At 60.5% G+C, this 14,549-nt stretch carries 13 protein-coding genes; 9 read left to right on the forward strand and 4 right to left on the reverse strand.

The window, feature by feature from the left end; translation table 11 throughout:
• The first annotated feature begins 46 nt into the window (after window positions 1–46).
• Complete coding sequence (gene prpF / locus ABEH28_RS01950) at window positions 47–1,237, forward strand: 2-methylaconitate cis-trans isomerase PrpF (protein ID WP_346628926.1); 1,191 nt, start codon at window positions 47–49, stop codon at window positions 1,235–1,237.
• A gap of 63 nt (window positions 1,238–1,300) precedes the next feature.
• On the opposite strand, the gene ABEH28_RS01955 is transcribed toward prpF, so the two are convergent.
• Window positions 1,301–2,119: a pyruvate, water dikinase regulatory protein gene (locus ABEH28_RS01955; RefSeq protein WP_074887131.1), complete on the reverse strand. Its 819-nt coding sequence runs from the start codon at window positions 2,117–2,119 to the stop codon at window positions 1,301–1,303.
• 149 nt (window positions 2,120–2,268) lie between these two features.
• On the opposite strand from ABEH28_RS01955, the gene ppsA reads away from it, so the two are divergent.
• From ppsA to ABEH28_RS01995, 8 genes are all read left to right on the forward strand, one after another.
• Entirely contained in the window at window positions 2,269–4,644 is a 2,376-nt protein-coding gene (gene ppsA, locus ABEH28_RS01960; RefSeq protein WP_282371835.1) for a phosphoenolpyruvate synthase, read from the forward strand.
• 170 nt (window positions 4,645–4,814) lie between these two features.
• A complete protein-coding gene (locus ABEH28_RS01965) occupies window positions 4,815–5,807 on the forward strand; it encodes an alpha/beta fold hydrolase (RefSeq protein WP_346628927.1) in 993 nt (330 codons plus the stop codon).
• 222 nt (window positions 5,808–6,029) lie between these two features.
• The gene (gene rraA, locus ABEH28_RS01970; RefSeq protein ID WP_346627763.1) at window positions 6,030–6,518 is read left to right on the forward strand and encodes a ribonuclease E activity regulator RraA; all 489 of its coding nucleotides are present in this window, start codon (window positions 6,030–6,032) and stop codon (window positions 6,516–6,518) included.
• 51 nt (window positions 6,519–6,569) lie between these two features.
• A complete protein-coding gene (locus ABEH28_RS01975) occupies window positions 6,570–7,565 on the forward strand; it encodes a zinc transporter ZntB (RefSeq protein ID WP_346628928.1) in 996 nt (331 codons plus the stop codon).
• Between the two features lie 86 nt (window positions 7,566–7,651).
• The gene (locus ABEH28_RS01980) at window positions 7,652–7,921 is read left to right on the forward strand and encodes a CrfX protein (protein WP_192172442.1); all 270 of its coding nucleotides are present in this window, start codon (window positions 7,652–7,654) and stop codon (window positions 7,919–7,921) included.
• Window positions 7,922–7,923: 2 nt separating this feature from the next.
• On the forward strand, window positions 7,924–8,748 hold the full coding sequence (locus ABEH28_RS01985; protein ID WP_037011040.1) for a mechanosensitive ion channel domain-containing protein: 825 nt from the start codon (window positions 7,924–7,926) through the stop codon (window positions 8,746–8,748).
• 89 nt (window positions 8,749–8,837) lie between these two features.
• A complete protein-coding gene (gene sigX, locus ABEH28_RS01990; protein ID WP_065988497.1) occupies window positions 8,838–9,428 on the forward strand; it encodes an RNA polymerase sigma factor SigX in 591 nt (196 codons plus the stop codon).
• A 107-nt stretch (window positions 9,429–9,535) separates the two neighbouring features.
• The gene (locus tag ABEH28_RS01995) at window positions 9,536–10,570 is read left to right on the forward strand and encodes an OmpA family protein (RefSeq protein ID WP_037011036.1); all 1,035 of its coding nucleotides are present in this window, start codon (window positions 9,536–9,538) and stop codon (window positions 10,568–10,570) included.
• Window positions 10,571–10,732: 162 nt separating this feature from the next.
• On the opposite strand, the gene ABEH28_RS02000 is transcribed toward ABEH28_RS01995, so the two are convergent.
• The 3 genes from ABEH28_RS02000 to ABEH28_RS02010 all read right to left on the reverse strand — a co-directional run bounded on the left by ABEH28_RS02000 (window position 10,733) and on the right by ABEH28_RS02010 (window position 14,547).
• Window positions 10,733–12,385: a bifunctional protein-serine/threonine kinase/phosphatase gene (locus ABEH28_RS02000; RefSeq protein WP_346629183.1), complete on the reverse strand. Its 1,653-nt coding sequence runs from the start codon at window positions 12,383–12,385 to the stop codon at window positions 10,733–10,735.
• Window positions 12,386–12,436: 51 nt separating this feature from the next.
• Window positions 12,437–13,648 carry a nitrate/nitrite transporter gene (locus ABEH28_RS02005; RefSeq protein ID WP_172612634.1) on the reverse strand — a complete coding sequence of 404 codons (1,212 nt, stop codon included), beginning with the start codon at window positions 13,646–13,648 and terminating at the stop codon, window positions 12,437–12,439.
• A gap of 323 nt (window positions 13,649–13,971) precedes the next feature.
• Entirely contained in the window at window positions 13,972–14,547 is a 576-nt protein-coding gene (locus ABEH28_RS02010) for an ANTAR domain-containing protein (protein ID WP_172612633.1), read from the reverse strand.
• Window positions 14,548–14,549: the final 2 nt, after the last annotated feature.

The raw sequence follows: 14,549 nt of genomic DNA on the forward strand, positions 1-14,549 counted from the left end.
TGCGCGCTCTGCTCTCTATATAAGAAAGGACAAGAAGGAACAGTTCATGGCTTCCACAGCACAGACCAAGATTCCCGCGACCTACATGCGCGGTGGCACCAGCAAGGGCGTGTTTTTCCTCCGGGACGATCTGCCCGAAGCCGCGCAAACCCCCGGCGCGAGCCGTGACGCCTTGTTACTGCGGGTGATCGGCAGCCCCGACCCCTACGCCAAGCAGATCGATGGCATGGGCGGCGCGACGTCGAGCACCAGCAAAACGGTGATTCTGTCGAAGAGCGAGAAAGCCGATCACGACGTCGATTACCTGTTCGGCCAAGTTGCCATCGACAAGGCCTTCGTCGACTGGAGCGGCAATTGCGGCAACCTGTCGGCGGCGGTCGGCCCGTTCGCCATCAGCAACGGTCTGGTTGACCCGGCGCGCATCCCCCGCAACGGCGTGGCGGTGGTGCGCATCTGGCAGGCCAATATCGGCAAAACCATCATCGCCCACGTGCCGATGACCGACGGCGCGGTGCAGGAAACCGGCGATTTCGAGCTCGACGGCGTGACCTTCCCGGCGGCGGAAGTGCAGCTGGAGTTCATGGACCCGGCGGCGGACGAGGAGGGCGCAGGGGGGGCGATGTTCCCCACTGGCAATCTGGTGGATGAGCTTGAAGTGCCGGGCGTCGGGACGTTCAAGGCGACGATGATCAATGCCGGCATCCCGACGATCTTCGTCAACGCCGCTGACATCGGCTATACGGGCAGCGAGTTACAGGACGCGATCAACAGCGACCCGAAAGCCCTGAGCATGTTCGAAACGATCCGCGCCTATGGGGCCGTGCGCATGGGGCTGATCGGCACTGTCGAGGAGGCAGCGACGCGTCAGCACACACCCAAAGTGGCGTTCGTGGCCGCGCCCGCTGAATACCTGTCTTCCAGCGGCAAGCGCGTCACAACCGAAGATACTGATCTGCTGGTCCGCGCCTTGTCCATGGGCAAGCTGCATCACGCCATGATGGGCACCGCGGCAGTGGCCATTGGCACGGCGGCAGCGATTCCGGGGACGTTGGTCAACCTGGCAGCGGGCGGCGGCGAACGCAGCGCCGTGCGCTTCGGCCACCCCTCCGGAACCCTGCGCGTAGGCGCTGAAGCGGTGCTGGTCGACGGCGAATGGCAAGTCAAAAAAGCCATCATGAGCCGCAGCGCACGGGTATTGATGGAAGGTTGGGTGCGCGTGCCGGGTGACAGCTTCTGACCGAACGGCAAGGCCTGACTCCGTCAACTTGCAGCTTGTAGCTTCAAACTTGCAGCTGCTCAGCTACTTAAACCGCCGCTCGACGCCTTTCTCCACCAGCACCTTCGCCGAGATTTCCTCGACCGAAAAATGCGTGGAGTTGATGTGCGGGATGTTTTCGCGGCGGAACAGGCCCTCGACTTCGCGCACCTCGAACTCGCACTGGGCGTAGCTGGCGTAGCGGCTGTTGGGTTTGCGTTCGTGGCGGATGGCGGTGAGGCGGTCGGGGTCGATGGTCAGGCCGAACAGCTTGTCCCGGTGCAGTTTCAGCGCAGCGGGCAGCTGCAGGCGCTCCATGTCGTCTTCGGTGAGCGGGTAATTGGCCGCACGGATGCCGAATTGCATGGCCATGTACAGGCAGGTCGGGGTTTTGCCGCAGCGCGAGACGCCCACCAGAATGATGTCGGCTTTATCGTAATAATGGGTTCTGGCGCCGTCGTCGTTGTCCAGCGCGAAATTCACCGCCTCGATCCGCTCCATGTAATTGGAGTTGTGCCCGATGGAGTGGGATTTCCCCACCGAGTACGACGAGTGTGAACTAAGCTCCAGCTCCAGCGGGGCGAGGAAGGTCGAGAAGATGTCGATCATGAAGCCGTCGGAGGTCGCGAGAATCTCGCGGATGTCCTGGTTCACGATGGTGTCGAAGATGATCGGGCGGGCTTCGTCCTTCTCGGCGGCCTTGTTGATTTGCTGCACCATGGCCCGCGCCTTCTCGACGCTGTCGATATAGGGGCGCGTGAACTTGTTGAATGTAATGTTTTCAAATTGCGCTAGCAGGCTCTGGCCAAGGGTTTCGGCGGTGATGCCGGTGCCATCGGAGATGAAAAAAGCGGATCGTTTCATTTGCGCCCCGGGGCCTTAAGCTGAAGACAATTTGTGGATATGATAGGCCGGCTTGCGGGCCATGACTGGCCGCATTCTACCCGTTTTCAATCGCCGCGATTCCCGCACCAAAGCATTTCCAACAATAACCGGTTAGTGGAGAGATCACCTTGGTAGAGTACGTAGTTTCCCTCGATAAGCTCGGCAAACATGATGTTGAGCACGTGGGGGGCAAGAACGCATCCCTCGGCGAGATGATCAGCAACCTGGCGGGCGCAGGCGTGTCCGTTCCCGGTGGCTTTGCCACTACCGCCCAGGCCTACCGTGATTTCCTTGAGCAGAGTGGCCTGAACGATCAGATCCATCGGGCCCTCGACGCGCTGGATGTCGACGACGTCAACGAGCTGGCGAGAACCGGCGCCAAGATCCGTCAGTGGATCATGGAGGCTGAATTCCCCGAGAAGCTCAACGCCGAAATCCGCACCGCCTTCGCCGAGCTCTCGGCGGGCAACCCGGACATCGCGGTGGCCGTGCGCTCTTCCGCTACCGCTGAAGATTTGCCGGACGCCTCCTTCGCCGGTCAGCAGGAAACCTTCCTGAACATCCGTGGCGTCGAAAACGTGATCCGCGCGGCGAAAGAAGTGTTCGCTTCGCTGTTCAACGACCGCGCCATTTCCTACCGTGTGCATCAGGGTTTCGACCACAAGCTGGTGGCGCTGTCCGCTGGCGTGCAACGAATGGTGCGCTCTGAAACCGGCACCGCAGGCGTCATGTTCACCCTGGACACCGAATCCGGTTTCCGCGACGTGGTCTTCATCACCGGTGCCTACGGCCTGGGCGAAACCGTCGTCCAGGGCGCGGTCAACCCGGACGAATTCTACGTTCATAAAAACACCCTTGAAGCCGGTCGCCCGGCGATCCTGCGCCGCAACCTGGGCAGCAAGGCGATCAAGATGATCTACGGCGAAGAAGCCAAGGCCGGCAAATCGGTCAAGACCATCGACGTCGACCTGGCCGACCGCGCGCGTTTCTGCCTCAGCGACGAGGAAGTCAGCAACCTGGCACGCCAGGCCATGATCATCGAAAAGCACTACCAGTGCCCGATGGACATCGAGTGGGCCAAAGACGGCGACGACGGCCAGCTGTACATCGTGCAGGCGCGTCCCGAGACCGTGAAAAGCCGCAGTTCGTCCAATGTCATGGAACGCTATCTGCTGAAAGAGAAGGGCACCGTTCTGGTGGAAGGCCGCGCCATCGGCCAGCGCATCGGCGCCGGCAAGGTGCGGATCATCAAGGACGTGTCCGAGATGGACAAAGTCCAGCCCGGCGACGTGCTGGTCTCCGACATGACCGACCCGGACTGGGAACCGGTCATGAAGCGTGCCAGCGCCATCGTCACCAATCGCGGCGGGCGCACCTGCCACGCGGCGATCATTGCCCGCGAGCTGGGCATTCCGGCGGTAGTGGGTTGCGGCAATGCCACCGAGCTGTTGCAGGAAGGTCAGGGCGTCACCGTGTCCTGCGCCGAGGGCGACACCGGTTACATCTTCGAAGGCGAGCTGGGCTTCGACATCAAGCAGAACTCCGTCGACGCCATGCCTGACCTGCCGTTCAAGATCATGATGAACGTCGGCAACCCCGATCGCGCGTTTGATTTCGCCCAGCTGCCCAACGCCGGTATCGGCCTGGCGCGTCTGGAATTCATCATCAACCGCATGATCGGCGTGCACCCCAAGGCGCTGCTGAACTACGCCAACCTGCCCCAGGACATCAAGGAAAGCGTCGACAAGCGCATCGCCGGTTACGACGATCCGGTTGGTTTCTACGTCGAGAAGCTGGTGGAAGGCATCAGCACCCTGGCAGCGGCCTTCTCGCCGAAGAAAGTCATCGTGCGCCTGTCGGACTTCAAGTCCAACGAATACGCCAACCTGATCGGCGGCAAGCTCTACGAACCGGAAGAAGAAAACCCGATGCTGGGCTTCCGTGGCGCGTCGCGTTACATCAGCGAAAACTTCCGCGACTGCTTCGAGCTGGAATGCCGTGCCCTCAAGCGCGTACGCAACGAGATGGGCCTGACTAACGTCGAAATCATGGTGCCGTTCGTCCGCACCTTGGGCGAAGCGAGTCAGGTCATCGACCTGCTTGCCGAAAACGGTCTGGCCCGTGGCGAGAACGGTCTGCGCGTGATCATGATGTGCGAACTGCCGTCCAACGCCCTGATGGCCGATGAATTCCTCGAATTCTTCGACGGCTTCTCCATCGGTTCCAACGACCTGACCCAGCTGACCCTGGGCCTGGACCGTGACTCCGGGATCATCGCCCACTTGTTTGACGAGCGTAATCCTGCGGTCAAGAAGCTGCTGTCCTACGCCATTCAGGCCTGCAACAAGGCCGGCAAATACATCGGCATCTGCGGCCAAGGCCCGTCCGATCACCCGGATCTGGCGCGCTGGCTGATGGAACAGGGCATCGAAAGCGTTTCTCTGAACCCCGATTCGGTACTGGAAACCTGGTTCTTCCTGTCCGAAGAGGACGCTCCAACCTGATGCAGATCGAGTAAGATGCCGGCCCGTTTCCATGGGCCGGTTTCCCGAGAGGGCGGTTTTTAACGAATCCGCCCTTTTTTGTGGGTGATTTTCAGTGCGCTGGCAGCGTCAACCTGCTGTCCCGGCCATCGGCCAGCCCTAATCCACCAAGAGCGTCCAGCAAAAGCACCATGCAAAGCAGCAGTCATCTCTTTCCCGTGGCCTTGATCAGTGCCGAGCGTCGTGGCGACCTGACCGAGGACGTCTACCGTTTGAAGCCCGGCAACAGCCCGGATTTCACTGTCGAAATCGCCGTCACCCGGCTGGGTCTTGTGGCTGCACCGGATGCCCGAGGCGTGCCGGTGGTCCTGCTGCACGGCAGCTTTTCCAATCGGCGCTTCTGGTACTCGCCCAAGGGCATCGGCCTGGGCGCGTATCTGGCCCGTGCCGGGTTCGATGTGTGGATCCCGGAAATGCGCGGTCACGGCCTGTCGGCGCGCAACAGTGCGTACAAAACCAATTGCGTGGCCGATTACGCTCGCTTTGATCTGCCGGCCATCGCGGCGTTCGTGCGCGAGCAGACCGGCGAGGCGCCCCACTGGATCGGCCACTCCCTGGGCGGCACGACCCTGGCCGCAGCATTCGGCGGGCAGTACCTGGCGGCGGACGATGCGGCCTCGGTGGCGCTGTTCGGCAGTCAGGTCACCCGAAGCCACTGGCCGCTGAAAGTACCGCCACTGCAATGGGCTGCACGGCTGCTGCTCAAGCGCTTCGAGCACGTGGCAGGCCCGCGTTTCAAGCGCGGCCCGGAAGACGAGCCCATGGGCGTCCTGCTGGAAAGCATGCGCTGGCATGGCCTGTTCGGCGGCTTCGGGCACAAGAAGGAGGACTGGTGGGCCGGGCTGCAACAGGTGACGGTCCCGCTGCTGTGCGTGGCTGGCGCTGGCGATCATCAGGACCCGGAATGGGCGTGCCGCGAGCTCTTCGAGCGGTTCGGCAGCGAAGACAAGACGTTTCTCGTCCTTGGCCGCGAACAGGGTTTCAGTGAAGACTTCGGCCACGTGCCGATGCTGGTCAGCAAAGCCGCGCAAACTCAGGTGTGGCCGCGTGTGACGGACTGGCTGAACCGCCATGTTCCGGTGGTAAAGGCTGAATCAAAGCTGAACATGATGGCAACTCTGTGATTGTGACGGGCGCAACCATTCCTTGGGCGCCGACTTGGCGATAAGCTGCACTCACTCAGCACCGGGGCTGAATGGCCGGGAGGAGAATCGCTGGCCAGATGTGTGTTCTGTGTGAGGTGCTATATAAGGATGCAGCCCGTTGAAGCGTCGGCCGTTGACGCAGGCCGTCTATCCTTGTAGTTGTTTTCCCTCATCACAGAGCTTTCCTGACAGGAGTTACCCATGCATTACATCACCCCGGACTTGTGCGACGCCTACCCTGAGCGGGTTCAGGTGGTGGAGCCGATGTTCAGCAACTTTGGTGGCCGTGATTCATTCGGCGGCGAGATCGTCACGCTCAAGTGCTTCGAAGACAATTCGCTGGTGCGCGAGCAGGCCGAACAGCCTGGTCACGGAAAAGTATTGGTCGTGGACGGCGGAGGCTCGCTGCGTTGCGCATTGCTGGGCGACATGATTGCCGAAAAAGCAGCGAAAAACGGTTGGGAGGGCATGGTCATCTTCGGCTGCGTCCGCGACGTCGATGTGCTGGCACAGACCGACCTCGGCGTGCAGGCATTGGCCAGTCACCCGCTCAAGACCGAAAAGCGTGGCCTCGGTGACCTGAACAAGGTGGTGACCTTCGGCGGTGTGACGTTCAGGCCGGGCGAATTCATCTATGCCGACAACAACGGAATCATCGTCTCGCCCAGTGCACTGAAGATGCCGGACTGATCGGTTTTATCCCTCTTCACCCTGGTAGCCATTCACTCAGCAAGGACACGAATGTTCGACGAAACAAACGCGCAGTGGGGGCTGGTTCATGCCCTTGTGTTGGACGGGAAGGGCGGGGCGCGTTCAATCCCCCGAACTGCACTGGATGGCCTTCAACTGGAGCCCCACGAAAGTGTGTGGCTCCACTGGGACCGAAGCCATCCGCAGACCCAGACCTGGCTGCGCAAGACCAGCGGTCTCAGCGAGTTCGTTTGTGACCTGATGCTGGAAGAAAACACACGGCCACGGCTGCTGGCCTTGCCCGACAACGAGCTGTTGCTGTTCCTGCGCGGGATCAACCTGAACCCTGGCGCCGAACCGGAAGACATGGTCTCGGTACGGATCTTTGCCGCCGCCCAGCGCGTTATCTCTTTGCGATTGCGCTCGCTAAGGGCAACCGATGAGCTGATCGCTTCACTGAATGAGGGCAAGGGCCCGAAAACCGCGTCCGAATTGCTGCTGTATCTGGCTCAGTTTCTGACCGACAAGGTTCAGGCAGTGGTCAGCGAGCTGACCGAATTGGTCGATGACATGGAAGAACGCATAGATGCCGACGAGCGGTATCTGCCCGAGCACGGCAACATGGTGCACATCCGCCGGCGAGCGGCGGGACTGCGTCGGTTCCTTGCACCGCAGCGCGAAATCTACGCCCAGCTGACGCGCAGCAAGATGCCGTGGTTCGTGGAAGACGATGCCGACTACTGGAACGAATTGAATAACAGCCTGACGCGCTATCTCGAAGAGCTGGAATTGACCCGAGAGCGCGTGGGGCTGGTGCTTGAGGCGGAAGACAGGCGCCTCAACGAGCGAATGAACAGGACCATGTATCGGTTTGGGATCATCACTGGGATTTTCCTGCCGATGAGCTTCCTGACAGGATTGTTGGGGATCAACGTGGGGGGCATCCCGGGGTCGGAAAATCCCTACGGATTTGTGTACGCTTGCGGCTTGATGCTCGTTGTGGCCGTCGGCCAGATGTGGCTGTTCAAGCGTTTGCGCTGGGTGTGAGGATGAAAAATCGGAAGGCGTTCATGTGTGTCGTGTGACTCAGGCAGAATTGGCTGCGTCTTTCAGTGACATTGCGTGAGGTGCCTATGCACGACCCGTTTGAAGAATCACTGCGAGACATGCTCAACTCGTCGTCCAGCAGCCGGGACGACGATGCCGTTCTGGGCCGAGTGTTGAAGACCGCCAACCGTCAGGTGGGCGCCGGTGATCTGTTCAGCCTTCTGGGTCGTTGCACGCAGGCTTTAATGATCGCCGTCAATAACGGCTCCGCTCACGTTTCACCCGTTTCCCGCCGCAAGGCGACACGTGCCGGTACTACGTTTACCGGTGCCGGTACACAAGACAAGGCTGATTGAATATGGAATTGGATCTCTGGACGCAGAGCCTGGTTACCGCAATGACTGCGCTGTGGACCAAAGTCGCGAATTTCATCCCGAATCTGTTCGGCGCGCTGGTCGTAGTGCTTTTGGGCTTCGTGGTGGCAAAGCTGCTCGACACCCTGCTTTCGAAGTTGTTGGCCAAACTCGGTCTGGATCGCCTGATGGGCGGCACCGGTTTGACCAAGCTGATCAGCCGCGCGGGCATTCAGGTCCCGATTTCGACCCTGATCGGCAAGATCGTTTATTGGTTCGTGCTCTTGATTTTTCTGGTGTCGGCGGCAGAATCGCTGGGGCTGGAGCGGGTCTCGGCGACACTGGACATGCTCGCGCTGTACCTGCCGAAGGTGTTCGGCGCCGCGCTGGTGTTGCTGGTGGGTGTCTTGCTGGCGCAGTTGGTCAACGGTATTGTGCGGGGCGCTGCCGAAGGGGTGGGCCTGGACTACTCGGCCGGCCTGGGGCGAATCGCCCAGTGGTTGGTGATCATCATCAGTATTTCGGTGGCGATCAGTCAGCTGGAGGTCAAGACCGACCTGCTGAACCACGTTATTGTTATCGGATTGATTACCGTTGGTCTGGCCGTTGCGCTGGCCATGGGCCTGGGAAGCCGCGAAATCGCGAGCCAGATCCTGGCAGGAATTTATGTACGTGAGCTGTATCAGGTAGGGCAACAAGTGCGTGTGGGTGAGGTTGAAGGGCAGATTGAAGAAATTGGCACGGTGAAGACCACCCTGCTGACCGAGGAAGGCGAGTTGGTGTCTTTGTCCAACCGGATCCTCCTCGAGCAGCGAGTGAGCAGCCGTTGAGCCGGCGAATCTGCTAATGTATGCCGCCGCAAAACCCGGGCGATTCCCGGACGCGGCGGACATCTACCCGACTGTCGGCACGACTTGTTTTGAATAACGTTCAAACGCCCTCTCTGCGCTACGACCCACGCGAGCTCTCCGATGAGGAGCTGGTTGCGCGTTCGCACGCCGAGCTGTTTCATGTGACGCGTGCCTACGAAGAGCTGATGCGTCGTTACCAGCGGACACTTTTTAACGTCTGCGCACGGTATCTGGGGAACGATCGCGATGCTGACGATGTCTGTCAGGAAGTGATGCTTAAGGTGTTGTATGGCTTGAAGAACTTCGAGGGTAAATCGAAGTTCAAAACCTGGCTCTACAGCATCACGTACAACGAATGCATCACGCAGTACAGGAAGGAGCGACGAAAGCGTCGGTTGCTGGACGCTTTGAGTCTTGACCCCCTCGAGGAAGCGTCGGAAGAAAAGACGCCGAAACCAGAAGAAAAGGGCGGGCTTGATCGTTGGCTTGTGCATGTGAATCCGATCGACAGGGAAATTCTGGTGCTACGATTTGTCGCAGAGCTGGAATTTCAGGAGATCGCTGACATCATGCACATGGGCCTGAGTGCCACGAAAATGCGTTACAAACGGGCACTTGATAAATTACGTGAGAAATTTGCAGGCGTTACCGAAACTTAACTCGGTGCAAATATCTCTAACGAGCAGGCAAGTTCTGATAGACTTGCCGACGAGTTGTCTCTCGCTAAGGGGGACTGCTTTACAATCACCAGATGGGGATTTAACGGATGAAACTGAAAAACACCTTGGGCTTGGCCATTGGTACTATTGTTGCCGCAACTTCGTTCGGCGCTCTGGCTCAAGGCCAAGGCGCAGTCGAAATCGAAGGCTTCGCCAAGAAAGAACAGTTCGACAGCGCTCGTAATTTCAAAAACGACGGCAACCTGTTCGGCGGTTCTGTTGGCTACTTCCTGACCGACGACGTTGAATTGCGTCTGGGCTATGACGAAGTGCACAACGTCCGTAGCGACAATGGCCAGAACATCAAGGGCGCGAACACCGCTCTGGACGCTCTGTACCACTTCAACAACCCGGGCGACATGCTGCGTCCATACGTTTCGGCTGGTTTCTCCGATCAGAGCATCGATCAGAACGGCAGCAACGGTCGTAACCGCTCCACCTTCGCCAACATCGGCGGCGGTGCCAAGCTGTACTTCACTGACAACTTCTATGCCCGTGCTGGCGTTGAAGCTCAGTACAACATCGACCAAGGCGACACCGAGTGGGCGCCAAGCGTCGGTATCGGTGTGAACTTCGGCGGCGGTTCGAAGAAAGTTGAAGCAGCACCGGCTCCAGTAGCTGAAGTGTGCTCCGACAGCGACAACGACGGCGTTTGCGACAACGTTGACAAGTGCCCTGACACCCCAGCAAACGTGACTGTTGACGCTAACGGCTGCCCAGCTGTTGCTGAAGTCGTACGCGTTGAGCTGGACGTTAAATTCGACTTCAACAAGTCGGTTGTGAAGCCAAACAGCTACGGCGACATCAAGAACCTGGCTGACTTCATGAAGCAGTACCCACAAACCACCACCACTGTTGAAGGTCACACTGACTCCGTCGGTCCTGACGCTTACAACCAGAAGCTGTCCGAGCGTCGTGCAAACGCCGTTAAGCAAGTTCTGGTTAACCAGTACGGTGTTGGCGCTAACCGCGTAAACTCGGTTGGCTACGGTGAAACCCGCCCAGTTGCTGACAACGCAACTGACGCTGGCCGCGCTGTAAACCGTCGCGTAGAAGCACAAGTAGAAGCCCAAGCTAAGTAATTAGCCTCGCTTCACGAAAAACCCGGCTCCGGCCGGGTTTTTCTTTGCCTGCGATTTAACCTCCTCTCGTCCCCATTCATTCCCGGTCTGATCGTCTAAGCGAATAGACAGAGATGAACCTGGATCCATCTAAGCAGATGCCCTTGAACGACTAAGTCCAGACTAGCGTTTGAGCAGCAAACCCCACAAAACCAGATTGAACAGCAGCGACATCAGCGCAATTGCGCGCCACACCTTGAGCGGCTCGCGCTCCAGTAGTGGGACAGTGCGTTTATCCAGCGGCGAAAGTTCGCCCTGTTGAAAATGCACGAGCCAGTGCTCCGCAGTCTCGAAACGCTTCAGCGGATCAGCCAGCAGCGCGCGTTGCAGATGCTGCTCTAGCCACTCCGGGACATCCGGTCGGTAACGACTGACCGACAGCGGTTTGCCAAAGCGGCGGCGCTGGAAGGGCTCGATCTCGCCGTAAGGGTAATGACCGGTCAGCAGGAAATACAGCGTGACGCTGGCGGCATACAGGTCGAAACCTGGGCAGGGTTCTGCGCCTTCGAAGATTTCAGGCGCCATAAAGCTGGGCGTACCGGGCACGTCGCCGCCTTGATCCACTGACAGACCCGGGCTGTAGGCGAGCCCGAAATCCAGGACGCGCAAACCTCCCGCCTGCTCGAGCAGCAGATTTTCCGGCTTGATGTCGCGGTGAATGATGTTGCGCCGGTGCAGCAGACCAACGGCAGCGATCAACTCCCTGGCCAGACCCAGCCACGGCGACAGCGCCATCGGCCCTTCCTGCTCAAAGATCTCAGCCAGGGTCTGTCCGGGGTACTCGCGCATGACGTAGTACAAATGCTGGCGCTGGCCGAGCGGGTGCAGCTCGGGAAAGAAGCGACCCGCAACGCGACGCAAGAACCATTCTTCGAGCAACAAGGCCTCTGCCGCGCCGGCCTCGTTAACCCGTGAGGGCGGCAGCGTCTTCAGTAGCCACGGTTGCTGTTGGCTGTCGCGTACGCGGTAGAGCAGGGACTGTCGCGAGTCGCTCAAGCGCGTTTCGACCTGCCAGCCTTCAAACGTCTGGTCTGCTTTGAGAAGGGGTGGGGCAGGCCATTGCTGCAGTTGCAGCAGCGTTTCCCCCAGGCTGTCCGAGCCCAACTGATCCACCTGGATCAGCAAGGCGCTGGCATTATCGGCGCTGCCGGACAGATGTGCGGCATTGATCAGCGTTCGGACAGCCGTGTCCAGATCTGCCTGTTCGTTGAGGATCGAGCCGATTCGGTCATCGCCCAGCGTTGCCCACACGCCGTCGCTGACCAGCAGCAAGCGCTCGCCGGGCCGCAGTTCGCCGTCCAGGTAATCCATGACCACGTATTGATCCAGGCCCAGCGCGCGTTTCAGCACGTGCTGCATGTCTGGCTGTTCCCATACGTGGTCCTGGCTGATTCGCTGCAGCAGCCTTGAGTGCCAGCGATACACGCGACAGTCGCCGACATGGGCGAGGGTGAATCGTCGCCCACGCAGGACCAGCGCACTGAGGGTGGTCAACAAGCCGTTGGCCAGCAGCCAGCGGTTCTGTGCCAGCAGCAGGCGGTCAAGGGCCTGGGCGACGCTCCAGGTTTCCGGCGTCGCGTAGTAGTCCATCGCCAGCGCTTGCAGCGTGGCCCGGGACGCCAGACCGCCATCGGCGCATTGGCTGACGCCGTCGGCAAGGGCGAACAGATAGCCCTTGCTGGCCGCGAGCGCTGGAGCGGGAGTGACCACGCGAAGGGCGTCCTGATTCTCCGCCCGCGGCCCGGTGGCGCTGAATTCGGCGACGCGCAGTTGCAAACCGGTCGCAGTGAGCGCGACCGGCGTCAGCGGCGGATTGACGCTCACGGCCTAGACACGGGCGGCGGTGACCGCGGCCGAGCCCCAAGTGGTTCTCCAGCGACGCTTGACGTTCATCAGGCCGAACCAGGCCAGCACGCCAAGGAATGCGAACAGCCACAGGCCCAGTTGGTACTCGCCAGTGTTCTGCTTGATCGCGCCAAGCCCGGCGGCGAGCAGGAAGCCACCGATGCCGCCGGCCATGCCGATCAGGCCGGTCATCACGCCGATCTCCTTGCGAAAGCGTTGCGGCACCAGCTGGAACACCGCGCCGTTACCGGCACCGAGGCCGAGCATGGCCGCGACGAACAGCGCCAGTGCGGCCCATGAGCTGGGCAGGTTAAACCCGACGGCGGCGATGCAGATGGCGGCGACGGCGTACATGCCCGACAGCGTACGAATCCCGCCGAAGCGATCGGCGAGGGCGCCGCCCAGTGGCCGCATCATGCTGCCGCCGAAGACGCAGGCGGCGGTGTAGTAACCCGCCGTCACCGGACTCAAGCCGTATTGATCGTTGAAGTAGCCGGGCAGGGCGCTGGCCAGGCCGATGAAGCCGCCGAAGGTCACGCTGTAAAAGAACATGAACCACCAGCTGTCGCGGTCGCCCAGGGCTTTGAAATAGTCAGCCATGGATTTGGCTTTGGGGCGTTCCGGGGCGTTTTTCGCCATGAGCGAGAACGCGATGAGGGTCAGCAGCAATGGCGCGACGGCAAAGCCGAACACGTTGTTCCAGCCAAAGCTGGCGGCGAGGACGGGCGCGATCAGTGCGGCGAACACAGTGCCGGAGTTGCCGGCGCCGGCGATGCCCATGGCTTTGCCCTGGTGCTGCGGCGGGTACCACTGGGAGGCCAGCGGCAGGGCCACGGCAAAGGACGCGCCGGCCATGCCAAGGAATACGCCGAGCAGCAGCGCCTGTTCATAGCTGTGAATGCCCAGTTGCCAGGCGCCCAGCAGCGCGGTGATGACGATGACCTGGCCGATGATCCCGGCGGTCTTGGGCGACAGTTGGTCGGCGAGCATGCCCATGATGAAGCGCAGCACCGCACCCGCGAGAATCGGCGTGGCGACCATCAGGCCCCGCTGCTGGGTGGTCAGATGCAGGTCGGCGGCAATCTGTACAGCCATCGGGCCGAGCAGGTACCAGACCATGAAGCTCAGGTCGAAATACAGGAACGCTGCGAACAGTGTCGGTTTATGGCCGGCTTTCCAGAAACTCGTGTTCATCTACCACCTCATCTGCAGGGATTCGTGTCCGGTGGAGATGTCGCTCGCACCGCTACGGGTCAGGTCATGCAGGCGAAGCACCAGACCGGCACTCCACCCGCCCCGATGTGTTCAGGGCAAAAACGAAAAAACGCCGCAGCCCTGTGCGCTTTCGCGAAGGGGTGCGACGTCTTTGTCGTGAGTGGGCAACCGCCGTTGGCTACCTGTGATGTGTAGCTAGCAATACATGGGCCAAATGTGCGCCGCGAGCTGCGGGCTGGAGAGACGGGCTGGATGAAACCGTCTGGATCGAACAAGCACGCGCGGCTCGGAAAAGGAAAGGCTCAGCCCAGCAATTCACTCATGGCAATGATTTGTTCCGCCACCTGAATCAGTTTCTGCTGCCGGCTCATGGCCTGGCGCCGCATCAGGGTGTAGGCCTCTTCTTCGTTGCACTGTTTCATCTTCATCAACAACCCCTTGGCCGTTTCGATGCGCTTGCGTTCGGCCAGTTGCTGGTCGCGGGCATGCAGTTGCGCGCGCAGGTCCTGATCGCTTTCGAAGCGGGCCATGGCCACGTCCAGAATCGGCTGCAGGCGTTGCGCGTGAATGCCTTCGACGATGTAGGCGCTGACCCCGGACTTGATCGCCTGACGCATCACGACCGGGTCGTGCTCGTCGGTGAACATCACGATGGGGCGCGGCAGATCGCGGGTCACCAGCACCACTTGCTCCAGCACATCACGGCCCGGCGATTCGGTGTCGATGAGGATCACGTCCGGGCGCACGGCCTGAACCCGCGCCGGCAGGTCGATGATCAGCCCGGATTCGTCGATCACCTCGAAGCCGGCCTCGGTCAGCGCCGCTTTCAGGCGCCCGACCTTTTTGGGGGTGTCGTTGATCAACAGGATTCGCAGCATCT

It is taken from the genome of Pseudomonas sp. Ps21-P2, assembly GCF_039672565.1.
In the GTDB taxonomy this organism is placed as follows: Bacteria; Pseudomonadota; Gammaproteobacteria; order Pseudomonadales; family Pseudomonadaceae; genus Aquipseudomonas.